Source organism: Mesorhizobium sp. CA13 (assembly GCF_020165235.1).
Taxonomy (GTDB): Bacteria; Pseudomonadota; Alphaproteobacteria; order Rhizobiales; family Rhizobiaceae; genus Mesorhizobium.
The window spans coordinates 458,097-478,917 of sequence record NZ_JAIUHS010000002.1; the positions used below are offsets into that span (position 1 = coordinate 458,097).

Sequence of the window (20,821 nt, forward strand, 5' to 3'; positions counted from 1 at the left end):
CATTTGGCTCGACTATTTTCAGGTGGTCCAGGGAGAAAAGGCATCGCAAATGACGGCGGCGATGGCAAGCGGGACGCTGGTGGCCAGGGCACCGAATCCGAGCCGACAGGTCTCTTCGGAGCCTTTGACGACGCGCTGTCGAGGGAGCCTTTGAACGGAAAACCCGCCTGTGCGGCGGGTCCCTGGCGCAACTCAGCACCATAACCAAATATCTACCATAGTTGCCTTCACCCAGTCAAGGAAAAAATTCCTATCGCGGGTTCGTAGCCTGGCCGGGTGCCGAAAAGTGCAACTCGTTTTCGGGAAGCCCGGAGGGCCGACAAAAAGGGCGGTCATTGGCGACCGCCCTGATCTGGACCGGACTTGGGAGGAGGAAAGCCGATCCGACTGTCTAGAATCATGCGCTTCCTGGGTTAACGAGAGGTTAACGCCACCAAGGCCCGCCTGTTCCGTTTTAGCCTACCAGCGTGGATTGGGTGAGGTCCCGGCCTTGGCAGCCGGCACTTTGACCGCCGAAACCGTCGCCTCGACATGGTCGATCAGCGCATCCGGCAGGCCGAGCCGGCCCGCGAGCAGATCGAGATAGCCGCGCTCGGCGCGTGTGTCGGGATCGATCGTAAGGCGCGACGCCGTGTAGAGTTCGAGCTTCTGCGCGTCGGTCTTGGCGCCGGCCACCAGCGTGTCGAGGTCGAGCGGGCTCTCCAGCTCCGCCATCAGGAATTTTTCCGCATCGGAACCGATCCCCGCGAGGCTCAGCTTGCCGGCGATCTTCTTGCGCTCCTCGTCGTCGACATGGCCGTCGGCCTTGGCCGCCGAGATCATCGCCCGCACCAGGGTCAGCGTGAATTCGTCCTCGCCCTGCGGCGCCTGCGACGGGTGGAAGGCAGTGTCCTTCGGCGGCGGCAGCAATTCCGGTTCGCCGGCCGCCGGCGCCTGCTCGGGTGCATTGCCGGCCTTGTAGTTCTGGTAGGCCTTGTAGGCGAGGCCGCCGATCGCTGCCAACCCGCCGAGCTTGACGGCGGCACCGGTGACCTGGCGCCCGGCGCCGGTTCCAAGCAGCACCGCGGCCAGCGCGCCCGCCGCAAGAGGATTGTCCTTGGCCATCTGCACCGCCTGTCCCGCCTTGTCGCGGACCGTGCCGCCGGTGCCGGGAATTTGCGAGCCGAGCAGATCGTCGAGAAGCTTCTTGGGATCGAACATCAATGCCTCCAGGATTGCCCGGCCGAACGGGCAGGTTTCGAACGCCGAAGACGTAGGTCCCGAAACCAGGCATTGCAATGACGGGCGCCGCTTTGTCCCGGCCCAGGCGCCTTGATCAGGATCCGATATGCGGTCCCCTGCCCCGCGCCTGCGCCAGCTCGACCTGCCGCTGGCGCTCGGCGTAGCGCTGGCGGTCGTCGTCCGAACGAGCGTCGAAACAATGCGGGCAAGAGACGCCGGCGGCAAATTTCGGCGATGTCAGCTCATCCAAGGTCAGCGGATGCCGGCAGGCGCGGCAGAGCTCGGCGTCGCCCTCGGCGAGGCCGTGCGACACCGAAACCCGTTCGTCGAAGACGAAGCATTCGCCTTGCCACAGGCTGTCTTCGGCCGGCACGTCTTCGAGATATTTCAGGATGCCGCCCTTGAGATGGAACACCTCCTCGAGACCGAGCGACCTGACATAGGCCGTCGCCTTTTCGCAGCGTATGCCGCCGGTGCAGAACATGGCGACCTTGCGGCCTTCCAGCTCCGCGCGGTGCTCTTCCACCCAGGCCGGGAATTCGCGAAAGCTCGCGGTCGCCGGATCGATGGCGCCCTTGAAGGTGCCGATCGACACTTCGTAGGCGTTGCGCGTGTCGATGACGATCGTGCCGGGTTGGGAAATCAGCGCGTTCCAGTCGGCCGGCGCGACATAGGTGCCCGCACTTTTCGCCGGGTCGATGTCTTGGACACCCATGGTGACGATCTCGCGCTTCAGCCGCACCTTCATGCGGTGGAAGGGCGTTTGCGCGGCGCTGCTGTATTTCACCTCGAGGCCGGACAGCCCGTCGATGGCTTCGAGATGTCCGATCAGTTCGGCAATCGCCGCATCGCTGCCGGCGACCGTGCCGTTGATGCCTTCATGCGCCAGAAGCAGCGTACCCCTGATGCCGCGGCCACAGCAAAAAGCGGCCAGCGGCGCCCGCAGCGCCTGGAAGGCGTCGAGCCGCGCAAATTTGTAGAGCGCGGCGACGCGGACAGGCTGGGATGGTGCGGACGGTGTCATTGCCAGAGCAACTAGACGCTCGTAAAAGCCGATTCAAGGTGAAACGGGTATGACGGCTTGTCATGGCCCTGTTCCGGAAGAGCCCGTAAGCTGCCCGGCGTGCGTGACATCACGACACGCCCGGTTGCGTGGACAGGAAAATATCAGTCTGCTAATCGGTTGAATTGACAACGATATGGAGAAGAAGATGCCCAGCAAGACCGAAAAACTCCTGTCGCTGCTCAACGGCCAGCCGGTCATCCCGGTGCTGAAGATCGCTGATGTTGCCAATGCGGTGCCCTTGGCCCGCGCTTTGGCGCGCGGTGGCCTGCCGGCCATCGAGATCACGCTCAGGACCGCGGATGCGCTGGAAGCGATCCGCCGCGTGGCGGGCGAGGTCGAGGAAGCCATCGTCGGTGCCGGCACCATTCTGGATGCGCGCCAGTTCGACGAGGCGGCCGCCGCCGGCTCGCAATTCATCGTCAGCCCGGGCATAACCCGCGAGCTTCTGGCAGGCGCCGCCGACAGCGAGGTTCCGTTGCTGCCCGGCGCCATCACCCCCGGCGAGATCATGGCCGCGCGCGAAGCCGGCTTGCGCTTCCTGAAGTTCTTCCCGGCCGAGCAGTCCGGCGGCATCGCCTCGCTGAAGGCATTCGCCTCGCCGCTCGCCGACGTGAAATTCTGCCCGACCGGCGGCATCACCGGCAAGAACGCGGCCGACTATCTCAGCCTGCCCAATGTCATCTGCGTCGGCGGCTCCTGGGTCGCCCCCGACGACATGGTCAAGGCCGGCAGGTGGGACGAGATCGAAGCTCTCGCACGCGCCGCAAGCAAGCTCGCCGGATAACGCTTTCGCGTTCACCAGCGCAGCGGGCCATTCTCGTCGAAATAGCCGGCAGTCGGACCATCGGCATCCAGCGTCGCCAGGCGCACGATGATCTCGGCTGCCTGCCGCACCGTGCGACCGCCCCTGTGCCCGTTGAGATCGGTCGCGGTGTAGCCGGGAGCGGCCGCATTCACCTTGATGCCGCGCGGCGCGAGCTCCCTGGCGAACGCCACCGTGATGGCGTTGAGCGCCGTCTTGGAGCTGCCATAGCCCATGATGTTGGGCGACTGGTTTTCACCTGTTGCGTCCTGCGCGCGTGCGATCGAGCCGATATAGCTGCTTACCATGACGATGCGGCCGGCGGGCGAGGCCAGCAAGAGCGGCAGGAATGCCTGGGTGACGCGGACCGGGCCGAAGACGTTGACGTCATAGGTGGCCTTGATATCGGCGACATTCTCCCGGCTCGGCGGCAGCTCATAGCGGCCGTCGGGGCCGAGCGCGTCGACATATCGCGGGGCGATCCCGGCATTGTTGACCAGCACGTCGAGGCTCGGCACCCGCGCCGCGACGGTCCTGGCGGCGGCCGCCACGCTTTCGTCATCGGCGACGTCGAGTTCGAGCCACTCGACGTCGAGCCCTTCGCTGCGCAGCGCCTGTGCCGCCCCGGCGCCGCGTTCGGCGTCGCGGGCGCCGAGCCAGACCTTGAATCCTGTCGCCGCCAGGCGCCGTGCGGTCTCCAGGCCGATGCCCTTGTTGGCGCCGGTCACCAGCGCGCTCTTCGATGCGGTCATATCCAAATCTCCTTGTAGAGGCCTGATGCATGTCGCCAAAAGGGGTTCCGGTCTGGGAGAACGACATGCATAAAACGAAAACCCATGGCGCGTCGCCAAACGCGACGCGCCTTAGAGATGGGGCATTGCGACGGGCCTCGCGCGCCGAAAACTCTCTTGCTCTTGCCTGATCCTCTCACCTGGTTGCGCGGCCCACGCGGATCGGCAATGCTGAAACGATGAGAGAAGCGCTGCTGGAATTGATCGCCATCGCCACCCGCCATGCGCATGGACGGCGGACAAGGACGGCGATCCCTCGCGTTACGATCGGCCGCAGCGAGGTCCCGACGCCGCCGATGCCCGAGCTTTGTCAGCCGACGGCGCTGTTCGTGCTGCAAGGCACGAAATCGGTGCTGATCGGCGAGCGCACACTTCGTTATCAAGCCGGCAGCTATTTCGTCTACGCGGTCGAGACACCCGCCACCAGCCAGCTGATCGAGGCAAGCACCGCGCATCCCTATGTGGCCATCGGCTTCGCCCTCGATGTCAACGCGATCGCAGCCCTGCTCATCGAGCACGAGCCGGCCGTCGGTGGCGACGATTTCATGACCTACCTGGCCAATGACGACCTGCTCGACGCGTGGCGCCGGATGCTGCGGCTGCTCGACAGGCCCGCCGAGATTCCCGTGCTCGCTCCCCTGCTCGAGCGCGAGATATTGTTTCGCCTATTGCAAGGCCCACAAGGCGCGAAGTTGCGCCAGCTCGCCGGCGCCGACAGCCGCTTGTCACAGATCCGCCGGGCGACCGCCTGGATCCGGGCTCACTATGACGAGCCCATCGAGGTGCGGCGGTTGGCCGAGCTCGCCAATATGAGCAGCGCTGCGTTTCATCGCCACTTCAAGGCGGCGACGGCGATGAGCCCGATCCAGTACCAGAAGCAGGTCCGCCTGCTGGAGGCCCGCCACCTGCTGCTGGCCCAGCCTGGAAACGCCGCGCGGGTTGCCTTTACGGTCGGCTATGAAAGTGCTTCACAGTTCAGCCGGGAATATGCGCGTCAGTTCGGGTTGCCGCCCGCGCGCGATGCCGCGCGGCTTCTGGCGCGGGGCGAAGCGGCCGCCCTGGACATCGACTGAACCATCCCGGGCGGGCACGAAAAAGCCCGGCCAGCTCGCGCCGGTCGGGCTAGTTTGGTGCCATGGCAGCCAACCTTGGCGGTCAGTTGCAGACCCTGACCTTCTCGACCACCTTGTGGTGATGCTTCCAATGCGTGACCACCTTGGTCCGGCAGTGATGCTTGCCATTTTTGATGATCACGGTTTCGGCTTGCGAGGGAGCAATAGCCGCCGATGCCGCCACCAGCGCCAGGACGGATGCCAATAGAATCTTCTTCATGAATATCCCCAGGTTGGAACGCAGCCATTCTACCCCGGAAACGAGCGGCTTTTACGTTTTCACGAGAAGTTCAGGCACCCGTGATCCCACGGGCCGGCTTCATGCATGCCGGTTGTTCCCGCACACAGCCGGCTGACAACAAAAAGCCGCGCCGGTTGCCCAGCGCGGCTTTCGGAATGCCCGGTCTTTACGCTTACTTCGTCTGGAAGCGCGCGACGGACAGGAATTTTACGGCATTGCCGGTGAAACGGTTCGCATCCGCCATCTGGTCGCCCTGCTGGAAGCCGGCCGTGTAGACCTCGCTCGGCGGCGTGTGGACCACGTTGTAGGCGTAGCCCGGCGCCGTCGTGGCGCTCGAAACCGTCGCGACATTCTCGCCGCTGGTCAGCGCCCAGCGGGCGGCCTGCGGCGCGGCGGCAATCACGATGGCCTTGGGACCGGGTTTCAGGTCGCGGGCGGTGGCTCTGGCCTCCTTGCGGGTCGTCTTCACGCCGGCGCCGATCGCGGCGACCGGATCGGAACCGGCAGCGCGGGCGACGACGGCCTCGCGCGGCGATGCGGCATCGACGCCGGACGGGTCGTTGAAAGCCGAACGAGGCTCGGACAACGACGCAACCCGATAATAGTCAGCCTGCACGGGAAGCGCCTCGGCCTCGTCGAGCACGGCCTTGACCGCATCGGGCTTGGCCGCATCGGGCTTGGCCGCATCGATATTGGTCATATCCGGCCGCGCGCTTGGCAGCACCGAGAAGGCATCGGTCGCGGTCTTGCCACGCTCGGCCGTCTCGGCCAGCGCCATCAGCACATCCTTGCTGGGCGCAGGCGCCAGCACCGCCGGCAACGTGTGTTCGGGGCGCCATGTCGGCAAAGGTATGTTGTTGGCGGCAACCTGCGCTGCATCGGCGGAGACCGCCGAGGGATCAGCCTTGCCGAAAGGCATATTCGCCGGCGTCTGCACGGTTGCCACGGTCTGTTCGGTGCTGGCCGTCGCATCCGCCATGCCGAAGGGAACATTCTCAGGCGGCTGCGCGCCGACATCGACTTTCGGCCGCGGCGCGAAATCGGGCAGCGGGATGCTGCGTGCCGGCAACGCCGCGATGATCGTCTCGGGCGTATCCTTTTCCGGCTCCGGGGCCTGCTCCTCGGCGACCTGCGGGATCTCGGCGCGCTTGGCGTTCTCGGGCGCCACGATCGCGATCCCCGGCAGGGTGTCGCTCTTGGCGGTGCTCGCCGGTGCCGGCTTCACGCTTCTCGGCTTCGGCGCCGGCTCTGCCGATGCGACATCGGCGCTGTCGTCGGCCTCATCGTCGCCGCCGCCGAAGAAGGCAGCCAGCAGTCCGCCGGACCTTTTCGAACCGCCGCCGGCGCTGGCCAACTCGATGGCGGCGCCGCCGGAGCCTTTGCGTGCCTTGTATGAGGCAAGCGCCTGCTCAAAGCCGGGCAGCGGCCGGCCGTCGCTCGGCACGTGCAGCGTCTTGCCGTTCGGGAACAGGCTCACCAGTTCCTGTCGGCTGATACCGGGCCAATGGCGCACATTGCCGACGTCCATGTGGACGAATGGCGAACCGGATCTCGGATAGTAGCCGACGCCGCCGCCCTGCATCTTGAGCCCGATATTGCGCAGCTTCTTCAGCGGCACGCCGGGAATGTAGAAGTCCATCGCCTTGCCGAGCATGTGCTGGCTCTTCTCGGCGACACCCTTGCTGCGGCTGCGCAGCATCGAGTTCGTCGACGGCGAGCGATAGCCGCAAACCACCTGGATATAGTCGGTGGCGCCGCTTTCCCGATAGGCTTCCCAGACCAGGTCCAGCAGGCGCGGGTCCATCTTGGTCGGCTCGTTGCGGCGCCAGTCGCGCAGGATGATGTTGATCTTCCTCAGCCCGGCCTGGTCGTAACGGCCGTTGCGCTTGTAGACGATCTCCGCCTTCTCGTGCGTGTGGAGGTGGTAGAGCTTCAGCGAACGGACTTCGGCCCTGGCGCCGGTTGCGGCAGCGGCAAGAAAACCAAATGCGACAATCATGGCCGCCAGCCACTTCGGCCAGACGCTCAAATGATAGTGCCGCCCGTTTGTGTGTCGTTCGATTCTGTTCAAATCAAAAGGCCTTGCAGGCTGCCGTTTGTCCCCGGATTTGCCCAAACGGACGTGTCGTTGTCACATCCGAATATCGATCCTAATGGTTAATCATCGCTTATTGAAGCCGAAATGCGGTAACACCGTGGCGATATCCCGCCAAAAATTGTCCACAAGGTTTCTTGGTAAACCGCTGGTTTAGATCACGATTCCCCTTTTGGCCGAAACACGATCCGTTACACTTAGCCTTAATGCGTGAACAGGACCGTCGGGGACGTCGCCATCGGCGCGCCACATTCCGGTCCAGTCAATGCACCGGCGACATGATGGCAGCGCAAGCTGGTCCCGGCCTTGCGTGACCGCATTCGGGCCGACCGCTCTCAGGCCGGACATCGGGCGGCTGTGCGCGACAGCGCCCTCAGGAAGCGAGCCGGTCCAACCTGCCGGTTTCCGGATCGATGCCGTATTCCTTGAGCTTGCGGTAAAGCGTCGAGCGGCCGATGCCGAGGCGGCGGGCGACTTCGCTCATCTGGCCGTTATAGTGATCGATGGCGAGCTTGATCATCTCCAGTTCGACATCCGCCAGGGCGCGCACATTGCCGCGTTCGTCGAGCGCGCGCAGCGTGCCGAAGCGTGGCTGAAGCCGCATCGGCGATTCGGGTTCGGTAGCGGAAACGCCCTCACCGCTCAGCGCTGACTCGTCGCGCGGTTCTACGGCCAAAGCCGGGCCTGCCGGCGCGATGTCCACATCGAGACGGACCGTGCCCTCCACCTGGGCGCGGATTTGCGGGAAATCCTCGACGCCGAGCACATCGCCTTCGCACAGCACCGAGGCGCGGAAGACGGCATTTTCCAGCTGCCGGATGTTGCCGGGCCAGTCATAGGCCTGCAGCACGGCGAGCGCCGCCGCCGAAATGCCCCGCAGGCGATGGCGCGGGTCTGCCGGAGCCACCTTCTCCATGAAATGTGCGACCAGATCGGGAATGTCGTCGCGGCGGTCGCGCAATGGCGGCACATAGATCGGGTAGACGTTGAGCCGGTAGAACAGGTCCTCGCGGAACTTGCCGTCCTTGACCTGCTGCAGGAGATTGCGGTGCGTCGCCGAAATCAGCCTGATATCGACCCGGACCGTGGCGCGGCCGCCGACCGGATCGACCTCGCCATCCTGGACGGCGCGCAGCAGCTTGACCTGCACGTCGAGCGGCAGGTCGCCGATCTCGTCCAGGAACAGCGTGCCCGAATGCGCTTCGACGAATTTGCCGGTGTGCTTCTCCGTGGCTCCGGTAAACGAGCCCTTCTCATGGCCGAACAGGATCGATTCGACCAGATTGTCGGGAATGGCGCCGCAATTGACGGTGACGAAAGGTTTCGAGCGGCGGTCGCCGCTGCCCTGTATGGCGCGCGCCACCAGTTCCTTGCCGACGCCGGATTCGCCCTCGATCAGGATCGGGATGTTGGATGCCGCCGCTTTCTGGCCGAGGCGGATCACCTTGTCCATGGCGGGGCTGTGCGTGATCATGTCCCTGAAGGTCAGCAGCCCGCCGCGCCGGCGCGACGTGCGCTTGACCTCGCCTTCGACAGCCTCGACCTTGAGCGCGTTGGCGATCGAGGCCTGCAGCCTGTCGGGAGAGGCCGGCTTGACGACGAAGTCGAAGGCGCCGTGGCGCATCGCCGAAACCACGGTCTCGATGCCGCCCTGGGCGGTCTGCACGATGACCGGGATGGTGATGCCGCGCTCGCGCATCGCCTTGAGCACGCCGATGCCATCGAGATCGGGCATGACCAGATCGAGGATGACCACCGACACGTCGCGGGCGCCGGGCCCGTCGAGGGCGTCGAGGCCGGCAGCGCCCCCGTCAACGACGATTGCGGTGTGGCCGAACCGCGTCACCGCCGCCTCGAGCAGCCGGCGCTGCACGGGATCGTCATCGACTATGAGTATGGAACCTGTCATGACTGTCTTGAGCCGCCCGCCTGATATCCCCATGGACCATCTTGGCACAGGGTTCTAAATAAGGTTTCAAAAAACCCGGTGAACGAATTCCTTAGGATTTGACCGGCTTCTCCGTTCTCCTTGATTCTGGCCCTGGGCCCGGCCACTTGATTAAAAGAAGGTATTGTCGATGCGCGTGATGTTTGATCGGCGGCCTGCGGCGCCAGCTTCCGGTCAGGGCGCCGCCGAGCTTGGCGATCTGCCGGAATGGAATCTCGCCGACCTCTATGCCGGCATGGAGGCGCCGGAGCTGAAGCGCGACATCGCGAAAGCCGCTGCGGATGCGGTCGCCTTCGAGAGCCGCTGGAAGGGCACGCTGTCCGCCGAGGCCGAGCGCGGCAGCGCAGGCAGGCTGGGCGAAGCGCTTGTCGCCTATGAGGCCCTGGAAGAGCTGATCGGCCGCATCGTCTCCTATGCCGGCCTCATCTACGCCGGCAACACCGCCGATCCGCAGCGCGCCAAGCTCTATGGCGACATCCAGGAGAAGATGACCGACGCCAGCGCGCATCTTCTGTTCTTCGCGCTCGAACTGAACCTGATCGACGACGCGGCGATCGAGGGCGCGCTCGCCGCCGACCCCGCCTTCGGTCATTACCGGCCCTGGGTGCTCGATCTGCGCCTGGACAAGCCCTATCAGCTCGAGGATCGCGTCGAGCAGCTTTTCCACGAGAAGTCGATCACCGGGCGCAGTGCCTGGAACCGGCTGTTCGACGAGACGATGACGGACTTGCGCTTCGACGTCGACGGCGAGGAACTGACGCTTGAACCGGCCCTGAACCGATTGCAGGATGCCGACGGCGAGGTGCGACGCCGCGCCTCCGAGGCGCTCGCCCAGACCTTCCGGAGGAATTTGCGCACCTTCACGCTGGTCACCAACACGCTGGCCAAGGACAAGGAAATCTCGGACCGCTGGCGCGGCTTCGAGGACATCGCCGATTCACGCCATCTCGCCAACCGCGTCGAGCGCGGTGTGGTCGATGCGCTGGCTTCAGCGGTGCGCGAGGCCTATCCGCGCCTGTCACACCGCTATTACCGGATGAAGGCGCGCTGGCTGGGCATGGAGGTGATGAACCACTGGGACCGCAACGCGCCGCTGCCGGAGACGCCGCAGGCGGTGATCGGCTGGGACGAGGCCAGGAACACGGTGCTGTCCGCCTATCAGCGCTTCTCGCCCGAGATGGCCGAGATCGCGCGGACTTTCTTCGACCGCAACTGGATCGACGCGCCGGTGCGCCCAGGCAAATCCCCCGGGGCCTTCGCCCATCCGACCGTGCCTTCGGCGCACCCCTACGTGCTGCTCAACTACATGGGCAAGCCGCGCGACGTGATGACGCTGGCGCATGAGCTTGGCCATGGCGTGCACCAGGTGCTGGCCGGCGGCCAGGGCGCGCTGATGGCCTCGACGCCGCTGACGCTGGCCGAGACGGCGTCCGTTTTCGGCGAGATGCTGACCTTCCGCTCGTTGCTCGAGCAGACCACCGACAGGCGCGAGCGCAAGGCCATGCTCGCCCAGAAGGTCGAGGACATGATCAACACGGTCGTGCGCCAGATCGCCTTCTACGAGTTCGAGCGCAAGGTGCATGCGGAGCGCCGCAACGGCGAACTGACATCCGACAGGCTCGGCCAATTCTGGCTGGAGGTGCAGGCGGAAAGTCTGGGCCCGGCGATAAAGCTGCGCGACGGTTACGAAGTGTTCTGGACCTACATCCCGCACTTCATCCATTCGCCCTTTTACGTCTACGCCTATGCGTTCGGCGACTGTCTGGTGAACTCGCTCTACGCGGTCTACCAGAACGCCGAGCGTGGCTTCCAGGACAAATATTTCGAGATGCTGCGCGCCGGTGGCACCAAGCATCATTCGCAGCTTCTGGCGCCTTTCGGCCTCGATGCCACCGATCCCGCCTTCTGGCAGATCGGGCTTGGCGTGATCAGCGGCCTGATCGACGAGCTGGAAGCGCTCGACAACTGAGGCGTCTTCTGTACGCCGTCCCCACCTGCTCAGAACAGTTTAGCCGGAATGCATATTGGGACCACACTATTCTTGGTCTGAATATCTGTTCTTGAATAACTCTCTTTCGTAGTTTTCCCATAGCTTTCCGTAAGCTCTATGATAGCCTCCCCGCCAAGCTCAGCCGGAGCATGCGGGTCGGGCGGGGAAGTCTCAGGCGACCGCGGCGCTCCGGTACACGCGACGACGGCCATTGGCCATGGCTTGCAAAGCCGATGCCGACGGCTCGACTGAAGCCGGCTGTTCCGCAGGCGGCGGAACCATCATCGAGTAGTCCTTCGCCGAAGGTCATTAAGTCCAATGCCGCGGCAGACGGATCTGACTGGAGAGAGACAATGGGCACTTTTTTCTACATGCTCCTGGCGTTCCTTGTGGGTGTGCTGGTTGGCTGGTTCATCTGGGGACGCTTGCGCGGTGAGCTCGACAGCTTGCGCGGCGACCTCGACCGCACACGCAGCGAGCGCGACCGGCTGCGGGCCGACAGCGATCGCCTGACCGGCGAGTTGGATGCCGGTGGGCGCACCCGCGCCGACCTCGAGCGCCAGCTGCGCGAGGCCTCGACCGGCTCCGGCCCGGCAAAGGCGGCGGCCCCGGCGCCGGCCGCATTGATGTCGACGCCCACCCCTGCCAAATCCGCTCCGGCGGCCAAGCCGGCGCCCAGGAAGCCGGCTGCGGCCAAGGCCGCTTCCAGCGCCGCGAAGACCGGCGCGCCGAAGGCCGCTGCCGCCAAGACCGCACCCAAGGCCAGCGCGACGCCCAGGAAGGCGGCGAAGGCCGCGCCGGCCAAGGCGGCGTCCGGCAAACCCGACAATCTGCGTCGGCTGATCGGTATCGGCCCGGTCAACGAGAAGCTGCTCAGGGCACAAGGCGTCACCAGCTTTGCCCAGATCGCCGCCTGGACAGCCGCGGATGTCAAGCGGATCGAGGACGTCATGAATTTCGACGGCCGTATCGCGCGCGAGCGCTGGATCGAGCAGGCCAAGCTGCTCGCCGCCGGCAACGAGGCGGAGTTCGCCAGGCAGTTTCCATCGGCCGGAACCGCCAGCAACACCTGAGCGACAGGCCAGATCCGACGATTGCGGCCGGCGGCGCGAACGAAGCGCCGCCGGTTTGCTTTTGGCGGCAAGGTCTGCCCACGGATCGGCCAGAGGTTGGGCCAGAGGTCGGCTTTAAGTGGCAAGGTGCCGCTCCCTCGATTGCGCGCGGCTGGCCCCCCATATAGAGCCATCATTGGCTTCATCGATCCACGCGCCGAGTTCCATGCCCCTGCCCGCCGCAATTTTCCGCAATGACGAAAGCGCGCGCCAGCTCGTTTTCGACCGACCGGACGACATCATCACGGCGCACGAGGCCCGGGATTTCTCGGCCGCGCTGCAGGCGGCCCAGGCCGCGCATGACGCCGGCAAATGGCTTGCCGGCTATTTCTCATACGAGGCGGGCTACCTGCTGGAGCCGAAGCTGGTTCCGTTGCTGCCGGCCGGGCGCCGCGCCCCGCTGGTCTGCCTGGGCGTCTTCGACGCGCCGGTGCAAGAGCCGGTGCCGCCCCGCAAGGCGGCGGCGACCAACGGCCCCATCTTCGATGCAAGAGCGACATGGTCGTTCGAGGACTACGAGAAGCGGTTCTCGCGGCTGCACCGGCACATCAGGCAAGGCGACTGCTACCAGGGCAACCTGACCTTTCCGGTGCATGCGCAATGGTCGGGCGATCCGCTCGCCGCCTTCGACGCGCTGACCGAACGCCAGCCGGTGAAATACGGCGCGCTGGTTTCGCTTGGCGATCCGGTCGTGCTGTCGCGCTCACCCGAACTGTTCTTCGAGATCGACGCGCAGGGCATGGTCGAGACCCATCCGATGAAGGGCACGGCACCGCGTGGTGCGACGGAAGCCGACGACGAGCGCCAGAAAACCTTCCTGCGCAATGACGAGAAGAACCAGGCCGAGAACCGGATGATCGTCGACCTGCTTCGCAACGACATCTCACTGATCAGCGAGGTCGGCACGCTGGAAGTGCCCGAACTGTTCCGCATCGAGACCTATCCGACCGTCCACCAGATGGTGAGCGACGTCAGGGCGAAGCTGCTGCCGGGCCTCACGATCCGCCAGATCTTTGCAGCGCTGTTTCCCTGCGGCTCCATCACCGGCGCGCCGAAAATCCGCGCCATGGAGATCCTGCATGACCTTGAAGGCACGCCCCGCGATGTCTATTGCGGCGCCATCGGCTGGATCGCGCCCGGCGGCACGATGCGCTTTTCCGTGGCGATCCGCACCATCTCGCTCTTTCCCGGCGGCGAGGCCGTCTACAATGTCGGCGGCGGCATCGTCTTCGATTCAACCGCGCAGGAGGAGTATCAGGAGTGTCTCTTGAAAGCCCGCTTCGCGACGGGAACGCCGCCGGTTTCGAATTGATCGAGACCATGCGCTGGGAGCCGGCCACGGGCTTCCTGCGCTTGGAGCGGCATCTGGCGCGCCTCTATGGTTCGGCGGCCGAACTCGGTTTTGCCTGCGACCCGCAAAGGATCGGCGACGTGTTGGGCAAGGCTGTCGACGGCGCGCGCAACGCCTTTCGCACCCGCCTGGCTTTGGCGCGCAGTGGCGACGCGGCCGCCTCGGTCCAGCCCTATGAGCCGCTCGCCGCCGATAAGGTCTGGACGCTGCGGCTGGCGCGCACGAGGCTCGATTCGCACGACATGCTGCTGCGCCACAAGACCAGCCGGCGGCAGGTCTACACGCATGCCCGCGCCGAATATCTCGTCACCCAGGCCGACGAAGTGCTGTTGGCCAACGAGCGTGGTGAGATGTGCGAAGGCACCATCACCAATGTCTTCGCCGATTTCGGCGACGGCATGCTTTTGACGCCCCGCCTCGATTGCGGGCTGCTGCCTGGCGTATTGCGCGGCGCGCTTCTGGATGAAGGCCGCGCCCGCGAAGCGATCTACAGCTTTGACGACTTGAAATCCGCCAGGGCGCTCTATGTCGGCAATTCACTGCGCGGCTTGATCCCGGCAAAGCTGATCTGAAGCATGACATCGCTGCCCACCCACACGCCCTATGATGGCTCGTCCAAGCTGTTCACCATCGGGCTGAAGCCGCTTGCCCTGGCCGACTGGATCGAAGTCGACGAACACCTCCTGCCGTTCCTCGCCGAGAAGCGCCGCCTCTATGCCGAAATGCCCGGCACCGTGTTCGTCGAGGAAGACGGCACGCGCGATGCCCAGCGCGAAGTGCTCGACCTGCTCGAAGCGCACTTGCCGCAGATATTTCCCGAAACCCATCGGGGCGCCAATGGCGGGGTCGAGGTGATCGGCGCCGCCGGCAATCCCGAGGGCGACTTCGCCAAGGCGCCGCTTGTCGCGGCCTCGCTGCTCGTCCAGGAAGACCTGATCCTGATGCGCCGCGGCGACGACGGCTGGCGGCTCGCCGCCGGCTCGCTCTGCTTTCCCTCCTCATGGTCGCTGCTCGAAAAATTCGGCAAGCCCTTGCAGCAGATCCATGCGCCTGTGCCGGGTTTTGGCCCCGGCACGCGCCCGGCCGAGCTGATCAACCGCATGTTCGACGGCCTCCAGGGTCAGGCCGTGGAGCGCTACAACTGGTCGATTCAATCGGGCGATGCGCTCTACCACCCGCTATCCAATGTCGAGCGCATCGAGCGCGCCGCCAGCCGCCCGTCGCGATTTGCCGATGGGGACGTCAATGCCCACGCCTTCATCCGCGTCGAGCGGCAGACGCTTCGAAAATTGCCCGTCTCGGGCGACATCCTGTTCACCATCCGCATTCATCTCGACCCGCTGGCGGCGTTGGCGCATCACCCCGACCGGGCAACGTTGGCTCCGGCTTTCGCTGCCCAGCTCGAAGCGCTCGACATCGCCCAGCTCGATTACAAGGGCTTGACATCAGACCGCGACCGGCTGGTCGGCATCCTTAACCAAATGGCGAACGCCGCCTGACCGGCGGTTGGCGCTTTTCACTGGTTTATGACAATGATCTGTGATGTAGCGCATGCCCGTTGGGCGAGAATGCCCGGGTTTTGCACCTGTCTGAAGGAGTGCTCGATAAAATGGCGAATGAAAACTGGCCCGTTTACGGTGAGATCACCGGCCCTGTGGTGATGATCGGCTTCGGCTCGATCGGACGGGGCACGCTGCCGCTGATCGAGCGCCATTTCAAGTTCGACAAATCGCGCATGACGGTCATCGACCCCCTGGGCAACGACCGCGCGCTGCTCGATGAGCGTGGCATCACCTTCATGCAGGATGCGGTGACCGAGAAGAACTACAAGAAGCTCCTGACGCCGCTGCTGACCAATGGCGGCGGCCAAGGTTTTTGCGTCAACCTGTCGGTCGACACCGGCTCGGTGGATCTGATGCGGCTCTGCCGCAAGCTCGGCGTGCTCTACATCGACACCGTCGTCGAGCCGTGGCTCGGTTTCTACTTCGATGCCACGGCCGACAATGCCAGTCGCACCAATTATGCGTTGCGCGAGTCGCTGCTCAAGGAAAAGCACGACAAGCCCGGCGGCGCGACGGCGGTCTCCACCTGCGGCGCCAATCCGGGCATGGTTTCATGGTTCGTCAAGCAGGCATTGGTCAACCTGGCCACCGATCTCGGCCTCGAGTTTTCGGAACCCGCGCAGGAAGACCGCGAGGGCTGGGCGAAGCTCATGAAGAAGGCCGGCGTCAAGGGCATCCATATCGCCGAGCGCGACACCCAGCGCACCAAGAAGCCGAAGCCGATGGACGTGTTCTGGAACACCTGGTCGGTCGAGGGCTTCATCTCCGAGGGCCTGCAGCCCGCCGAGCTCGGCTGGGGTACGCATGAGAAATGGATGCCCAAGAACGGCAAGAAACACAAGCATGGCTCCAAGGCCGCAATCTATCTGGAGCAGCCCGGCGCCAACACGCGCGTGCGCTCGTGGTGCCCGACGCCGGGTGCGCAATACGGCTTCCTGGTGACCCACAACGAGGCGATCTCGATCGCCGATTTCTTCACAGTGCGCTCCAAAAAGGGCAAGGTTCAGTACCGCCCGACCTGCCACTACGCCTATCATCCCTGCAACGACGCGGTGCTGTCGCTGCATGAAATGTTCGGCGCCGCCGGCAAGGCGCAACCGGTACACCATGTGCTCGACGAAAACGAACTGGTCGACGGCGTCGACGAGCTCGGCGTGCTGCTCTACGGCCATGACAAGAACGCCTACTGGTACGGCTCGCAATTGTCGCTCGCCGAAGCGCGCAAGCTGGCGCCTTACCAGAACGCCACCGGCATGCAGGTCACCTCGGCGGTTCTGGCCGGCATGGTCTGGGCGCTGGAGAACCCCGAAGCCGGCATCGTCGAGGCCGACGAGATGAACTACAAGCGCTGTCTGGACGTGCAGTCGCAATATCTCGGACCGGTGAAGGGCTATTATACCGACTGGACGCCGCTCGATAATCGGCCCGGCCTGTTTCCGGAGGACCTCGACCGGAACGACCCGTGGCAATTCCGCAACATCCTGGTGCGATAGCGTCGCGCCAAGCATGCCTCACTGCCTTGCAATCGCCCGGAAATCGGGCGATTGAAGGATGCGGACGGGAGCAAGCCGCGTCCATCTGGACGCATGAACTGCGCTCTTGAAACTTGGATGCATGCACCCGTGCTTTCCGAAAGTCGTTTTCCGATTTCGGGCCGACGGGCGAGGAGAGGATTTTTACATGACCATTGCGCGCCAGATTCTTTCGATGAGTGTTGCGGCGGCCACGATGATGGGGCTTGCCGCTTGTGCAACCAGCGGACCCGACCAGCCACCGCTAGGTGCCGCGCCGAAAGGCGTCGAAGGCGCATGGATCGACGCCAAGGGCACCGGTCTTTCGACCTTTGCCGGCGGAACCTTCACCACGGTGGCCACCGACACCGGCCAGAAGCTGTCCGACGGCACCTATACGATGACCGGCGCCACGTCCGTCGAGATTCACGGAACCTCGCTGATCCGGCAGACGCCGGTGAGCTTCAATTGCCTGCTTGTGTCCACCAGCCAGCTCAACTGCACCAGCGGCGCCGGCCAGAACTTCGTGCTGACGCGACGCACCTGAACCGGCCGGTATTCGTCTCTCCAAGGACGGCGGCCACGGGCCGCCGTCCTTTTTTGCGCCGACAAAAGGCAGCGGATTTCGCTTGCCCCGATTTCCCCTTGCATGCTCCGGAACGCGATGGGAACATGCCTGAAAAAGCCGGCTGTTATAGACCGGTCAAGCAAGAGCGCTAAACGGCACTGATCAGCCTACCCGGGAGACGAAGATGAAGAAGCTTGCCGCCATTGCCGCCCTTTCCGCGTCGACGCTCGGCCTGTCGGCCGGCGCCTCTTTTGCCGACTACACGCTGAATATCCTGCACATCAACGACTGGCACAGCCGTATCGAAAGCAACAACAAATACGAATCCACCTGCTCGGCCGACGAGGAGACAAAGGGCGAATGCGTCGGCGGCGCCGGCCGGCTGGTCACGGCGATCGCGCAGGAGCGCAAGAAGCTGGAAGGCCAGAACGTGCTGCTGCTCAGCGCCGGCGACAATTTCCAGGGTTCGCTGTTCTACACGACTTACAAGGGCAAGGCCGAAGGCGAGTTCCTCAACGACATGAAGTTCGATGCCATGGCGCTCGGCAATCATGAATTCGACGACGGCGAAACGGCATTGGCGCCGTTCCTCGACATGATCAAGTTCCCCGTGCTCGGGGCCAATGTGAAAGCCAACTCGCAGTCCAAGCTCGGCGACCGCGTCAAGCCGTCGATCGTCGTCGAGGTCGGCGGCCAGAAGATCGGCATCATCGGCGCCGTCACCAACGACACGCCCGAACTTGCCTCCCCCGGCCCCAACATCACCATCGAGGACGACGTCAAGTCGATCACGGCCGAGGTCGAGAAGCTGAAGGCAGAGGGCGTCAACAAGATCATTGCCGTGACCCATATCGGCTACAACAGGGAGCGCGATGTCATAGCGAAGATCCCGGGCGTCGACGTGGTCGTCGGCGGCCACAGCCATACGCTTTTGTCCAACACCGATCCGAAGGCGGCAGGCCCCTATCCGACCATGGTCGACAATCCGGACGGCTACAAGGTACCGGTCGTGCAGGCGGCGTCCTATTCGAAATATCTCGGCGAGTTCAAGGTGGTGTTCGACGACAATGGCGTCGTCAAATCCGCGAGTGGCGACCCGATCCTCCTCGACAAGTCGATCACGCCCGATCCCGCCGTGCTCGCCCGCATCAAGGAGCTCGGCGCGCCGATCGAAGCGCTGAAGAACAAGGAAGTGGCCGAGACCACCGATGTCATCGACGGCAGCCGCGAGAGCTGTCGCACCCGCGAATGCGCGATGGGCAATCTCGTCTCCGACGCCGTCCTCGACCACGTCAAGGGACAGGGCGTCGAGATCGTCATCTCGAACGGCGGCGGCCTGCGCGCTTCGATCGACAAGGGTACCGTCACCATGGGCGAGGTGCTGACCGTGCTGCCCTTCCAGAACACGCTGGCGACCTTCCAGATCTCGGGCAAGGACCTGGTTGCCGGGCTTGAAAGCGGCCTCAGCCAGGTCGAGGACGGCGCTGGCCGCTTCCCGCAGGTGGCCGGCCTGAAATACGCCTTCGACAAATCCGCCGCGCCCAATGCCGGCCGCGTCAAGTCTGTCGAGGTGATGGAGAACGGCGCCTGGACGCCGCTCAATCCCGACAAGGACTATCTGGTCGCCACCAACAACTATGTCCGCCAGGGCGGCGACGGCTACAAGGTTTTCGCCGAAAAGGCCAAGAACGCCTATGATTACGGCCCCGGTCTCGAACAGGTGGTCGCCGACTATCTCGGCGCGCACCGGCCCTACACGCCGAAGCTCGATGGCCGCATCACCGAGATCGCCGCGACAACAGCGGCAGCACCTGCCGCGGAGCCCGCCAAGCCAGCCGAAGCAGCGCCGGCAATGCCCGACCTGCCTGCCAATTCCGGCGATATCGCCAAGACGCCACCGGCGGTGTCGACCGAGGCAGCGCCTGCGCCGGCAGCTCCGGCCGCTCCGGCAACGCCAGCACCTGCGGAACCGACAAAGCCCGCCGAAGCCGCCCCTGCCCCGGCAGCGCCCTCGCCGGCTGAGCCGGCAAAGCCCGCCGGGGCCGCACCGGCCGAAACCAGCCATGTCATCGTCGCCGGCGATACCTATTGGGACCTGGCAAAGAAGGCCTATGGCGACGGCAGCAGGTGGAAAGTCATTTCCGAAGCCAACAAGGGCTACGAGCCGCGCCGGCTTCCGGTCGGCGCAACCTTGACCATACCGCTGAGGTAATCGTCCTCGCCTTTGCGCGCAGGGACACCCGCCCGAAACAGGGCGGGCATCCTGTTTCGGGGTAAGGTGCGGCCAGACGCTGCATTGAAAAGCAGCGCGGCATCGCTACTTTCGCGCCGTGTCCGGAGACCCGCAATGCCGCCTTCCACCCCTGTCGACGCCAAGACCGCGAGGACCGACGGACCGAGACCGGCCGGACATTCGCCGGCCAAGGCGGGCAAGGTCGGCGTCATGCTGGTCAATCTCGGCACGCCGGATGGCACCGACTTCAAGCCGATGTGGCGCTATCTGCGCGAATTCCTGTCCGATCCGCGTGTCATCGAACTCAACAAGGCGATCTGGTATCCGATCCTCTACGGCCTCGTGCTGACCACGCGACCGAAGAAGTCGGGCGCCAACTATGCCAGGATCTGGAATCGCGAGAACAACGAATCGCCGCTGCGCACCTATACCCGCGCCCAGGCCGCGAAGCTGACCGTGGCATTGCGCGACCTGCCCGACGTGGTCGTCGGCTGGGCGATGCGCTACGGCAATCCCTCGACCGCGAGCGTCGCCGAAAGCCTGGTCGCGCAGGGCTGCGACCGCATCCTGACCTTTCCGCTCTATCCGCAATATTCGGCCACCACCACGGCGACAGCCAATGACCAGTTGTTCCGGGCGCTGATGACGATGCGCGCGGCGCCTGCCGTCCGCAGCGTGCCGCCCTACTATGCCGAACCGGTTTACATCGAGGCGCTCGCGCATTCGATCGAACGGCATCTGGCGAGCCTCGACTTCGAACCGGAGGTGGTCATCACCTCCTACCACGGCATCCCGAAACCCTATTCCGACAGAGGCGATCCTTACCGCGAGCATTGCCTTGAGACGACACGGCTGCTGCGCGAGAGGCTCGGCTGGGACGAGAAGAAGCTGATCACCACATTCCAGTCGCGCTTCGGCGCACAGGAATGGCTGCAGCCCTACACCGACAAGACGGTGGAGAAACTGGCCAAGGACGGCGTGAAATCGATTGCCATCGTCAACCCGGGTTTTTCGGTCGACTGCATCGAAACGCTGGACGAGATCGGCCGCGAGGCGGCGGAAACCTTCCATCATGCCGGCGGCGGGAGATTCGCGCACATCCCCTGCCTAAACGACAGTCCCGAAGGCATGGCGGTGATCGAGGCGATGGTGCGGCGCGAACTGTCCGGCTGGATCTGAACCCGGGAACAATGGACGTTCCGGGGCGTTGAGGCGCGC

At 64.7% G+C, this 20,821-nt stretch carries 17 protein-coding genes; 11 read left to right on the forward strand and 6 right to left on the reverse strand.

Features of this window, described 5'->3' with window-relative positions:
- Positions 1 to 459 precede the first annotated feature (459 nt).
- Together LB566_RS07830 and LB566_RS07835 are read right to left on the reverse strand one after the other, a co-directional pair.
- Complete coding sequence (locus LB566_RS07830; protein WP_140549620.1) at positions 460 to 1,200, reverse strand: tellurite resistance TerB family protein; 741 nt, start codon at positions 1,198 to 1,200, stop codon at positions 460 to 462.
- A gap of 115 nt (positions 1,201 to 1,315) precedes the next feature.
- On the reverse strand, positions 1,316 to 2,245 hold the full coding sequence (locus LB566_RS07835) for a rhodanese-related sulfurtransferase (RefSeq protein WP_224623951.1): 930 nt from the start codon (positions 2,243 to 2,245) through the stop codon (positions 1,316 to 1,318).
- Between the two features lie 187 nt (positions 2,246 to 2,432).
- Here LB566_RS07835 and LB566_RS07840 point away from each other — a divergent pair, with 187 nt between their 5' ends.
- A complete protein-coding gene (locus LB566_RS07840) occupies positions 2,433 to 3,071 on the forward strand; it encodes a 2-dehydro-3-deoxy-phosphogluconate aldolase (RefSeq protein ID WP_140566208.1) in 639 nt (212 codons plus the stop codon).
- Positions 3,072 to 3,082: 11 nt separating this feature from the next.
- Here LB566_RS07840 and LB566_RS07845 read toward each other — a convergent pair whose 3' ends face one another.
- The gene (locus LB566_RS07845; protein ID WP_140549617.1) at positions 3,083 to 3,841 is read right to left on the reverse strand and encodes an SDR family oxidoreductase; all 759 of its coding nucleotides are present in this window, start codon (positions 3,839 to 3,841) and stop codon (positions 3,083 to 3,085) included.
- A gap of 239 nt (positions 3,842 to 4,080) precedes the next feature.
- Between LB566_RS07845 and LB566_RS07850 the strand changes: the two genes are divergently transcribed.
- Positions 4,081 to 4,953 (forward strand): AraC family transcriptional regulator, encoded by an 873-nt coding sequence (locus LB566_RS07850; protein ID WP_224623952.1) that lies wholly within the window; start codon positions 4,081 to 4,083, stop codon positions 4,951 to 4,953.
- An 82-nt stretch (positions 4,954 to 5,035) separates the two neighbouring features.
- Here the strand turns inward: LB566_RS07850 and LB566_RS07855 are convergent, their stop codons facing one another.
- From LB566_RS07855 to LB566_RS07865, 3 genes are all read right to left on the reverse strand, one after another.
- Positions 5,036 to 5,212, reverse strand: coding sequence for a hypothetical protein (locus LB566_RS07855; protein ID WP_140560312.1), 177 nt, complete (start codon positions 5,210 to 5,212; stop codon positions 5,036 to 5,038).
- A 193-nt stretch (positions 5,213 to 5,405) separates the two neighbouring features.
- Positions 5,406 to 7,232 carry a DUF882 domain-containing protein gene (locus LB566_RS07860; protein WP_224623953.1) on the reverse strand — a complete coding sequence of 609 codons (1,827 nt, stop codon included), beginning with the start codon at positions 7,230 to 7,232 and terminating at the stop codon, positions 5,406 to 5,408.
- A gap of 469 nt (positions 7,233 to 7,701) precedes the next feature.
- Positions 7,702 to 9,237: a sigma-54-dependent transcriptional regulator gene (locus LB566_RS07865; protein WP_224623954.1), complete on the reverse strand. Its 1,536-nt coding sequence runs from the start codon at positions 9,235 to 9,237 to the stop codon at positions 7,702 to 7,704.
- Between the two features lie 169 nt (positions 9,238 to 9,406).
- Between LB566_RS07865 and LB566_RS07870 the strand changes: the two genes are divergently transcribed.
- The 9 genes from LB566_RS07870 to hemH all read left to right on the forward strand — a co-directional run bounded on the left by LB566_RS07870 (position 9,407) and on the right by hemH (position 20,782).
- Complete coding sequence (locus tag LB566_RS07870) at positions 9,407 to 11,245, forward strand: M3 family oligoendopeptidase (protein WP_224623955.1); 1,839 nt, start codon at positions 9,407 to 9,409, stop codon at positions 11,243 to 11,245.
- A 374-nt stretch (positions 11,246 to 11,619) separates the two neighbouring features.
- Complete coding sequence (locus LB566_RS07875; protein ID WP_140549613.1) at positions 11,620 to 12,339, forward strand: proton-conducting membrane transporter; 720 nt, start codon at positions 11,620 to 11,622, stop codon at positions 12,337 to 12,339.
- A 187-nt stretch (positions 12,340 to 12,526) separates the two neighbouring features.
- Positions 12,527 to 13,690, forward strand: a complete 1,164-nt coding sequence (locus LB566_RS07880) for an aminodeoxychorismate synthase component I (protein WP_411910463.1) — start codon at positions 12,527 to 12,529, stop codon at positions 13,688 to 13,690.
- Positions 13,639 to 14,301 carry an aminotransferase class IV family protein gene (locus LB566_RS07885; RefSeq protein ID WP_224623956.1) on the forward strand — a complete coding sequence of 221 codons (663 nt, stop codon included), beginning with the start codon at positions 13,639 to 13,641 and terminating at the stop codon, positions 14,299 to 14,301. Before LB566_RS07880 ends, LB566_RS07885 begins: the two co-directional genes overlap by 52 nt.
- Before the next feature lie 3 nt (positions 14,302 to 14,304).
- Positions 14,305 to 15,228 (forward strand): heme-dependent oxidative N-demethylase family protein, encoded by a 924-nt coding sequence (locus tag LB566_RS07890; RefSeq protein ID WP_224623957.1) that lies wholly within the window; start codon positions 14,305 to 14,307, stop codon positions 15,226 to 15,228.
- Positions 15,229 to 15,338: 110 nt separating this feature from the next.
- Positions 15,339 to 16,784: a homospermidine synthase gene (locus LB566_RS07895; protein ID WP_224623958.1), complete on the forward strand. Its 1,446-nt coding sequence runs from the start codon at positions 15,339 to 15,341 to the stop codon at positions 16,782 to 16,784.
- 187 nt (positions 16,785 to 16,971) lie between these two features.
- Complete coding sequence (locus LB566_RS07900; RefSeq protein ID WP_140549609.1) at positions 16,972 to 17,349, forward strand: hypothetical protein; 378 nt, start codon at positions 16,972 to 16,974, stop codon at positions 17,347 to 17,349.
- Between the two features lie 205 nt (positions 17,350 to 17,554).
- On the forward strand, positions 17,555 to 19,582 hold the full coding sequence (locus LB566_RS07905) for a bifunctional metallophosphatase/5'-nucleotidase (protein WP_224623959.1): 2,028 nt from the start codon (positions 17,555 to 17,557) through the stop codon (positions 19,580 to 19,582).
- Positions 19,583 to 19,717: 135 nt separating this feature from the next.
- Positions 19,718 to 20,782 (forward strand): ferrochelatase, encoded by a 1,065-nt coding sequence (hemH, locus tag LB566_RS07910; RefSeq protein WP_224623960.1) that lies wholly within the window; start codon positions 19,718 to 19,720, stop codon positions 20,780 to 20,782.
- Positions 20,783 to 20,821: the final 39 nt, after the last annotated feature.

Excerpts from the sequence above, each read along its gene's own strand:
- LB566_RS07830 (WP_140549620.1), bottom strand. The coding sequence starts at position 1,200 with ATGTTCGATCCCAAGAAGCTTCTCGACGATCTGCTCGGCTCGCAAATT.
- LB566_RS07835 (WP_224623951.1), bottom strand. The coding sequence starts at position 2,245 with ATGACACCGTCCGCACCATCCCAGCCTGTCCGCGTCGCCGCGCTCTAC.
- LB566_RS07840 (WP_140566208.1), top strand. The coding sequence starts at position 2,433 with ATGCCCAGCAAGACCGAAAAACTCCTGTCGCTGCTCAACGGCCAGCCG.
- LB566_RS07845 (WP_140549617.1), bottom strand. The coding sequence starts at position 3,841 with ATGACCGCATCGAAGAGCGCGCTGGTGACCGGCGCCAACAAGGGCATC.
- LB566_RS07855 (WP_140560312.1), bottom strand. The coding sequence starts at position 5,212 with ATGAAGAAGATTCTATTGGCATCCGTCCTGGCGCTGGTGGCGGCATCG.
- LB566_RS07860 (WP_224623953.1), bottom strand. The coding sequence starts at position 7,232 with ATGATTGTCGCATTTGGTTTTCTTGCCGCTGCCGCAACCGGCGCCAGG.
- LB566_RS07865 (WP_224623954.1), bottom strand. The coding sequence starts at position 9,237 with ATGACAGGTTCCATACTCATAGTCGATGACGATCCCGTGCAGCGCCGG.
- LB566_RS07870 (WP_224623955.1), top strand. The coding sequence starts at position 9,407 with ATGCGCGTGATGTTTGATCGGCGGCCTGCGGCGCCAGCTTCCGGTCAG.
- LB566_RS07875 (WP_140549613.1), top strand. The coding sequence starts at position 11,620 with ATGGGCACTTTTTTCTACATGCTCCTGGCGTTCCTTGTGGGTGTGCTG.
- LB566_RS07890 (WP_224623957.1), top strand. The coding sequence starts at position 14,305 with ATGACATCGCTGCCCACCCACACGCCCTATGATGGCTCGTCCAAGCTG.
- LB566_RS07895 (WP_224623958.1), top strand. The coding sequence starts at position 15,339 with ATGGCGAATGAAAACTGGCCCGTTTACGGTGAGATCACCGGCCCTGTG.
- LB566_RS07900 (WP_140549609.1), top strand. The coding sequence starts at position 16,972 with ATGACCATTGCGCGCCAGATTCTTTCGATGAGTGTTGCGGCGGCCACG.
- LB566_RS07905 (WP_224623959.1), top strand. The coding sequence starts at position 17,555 with ATGAAGAAGCTTGCCGCCATTGCCGCCCTTTCCGCGTCGACGCTCGGC.
- hemH (WP_224623960.1), top strand. The coding sequence starts at position 19,718 with ATGCCGCCTTCCACCCCTGTCGACGCCAAGACCGCGAGGACCGACGGA.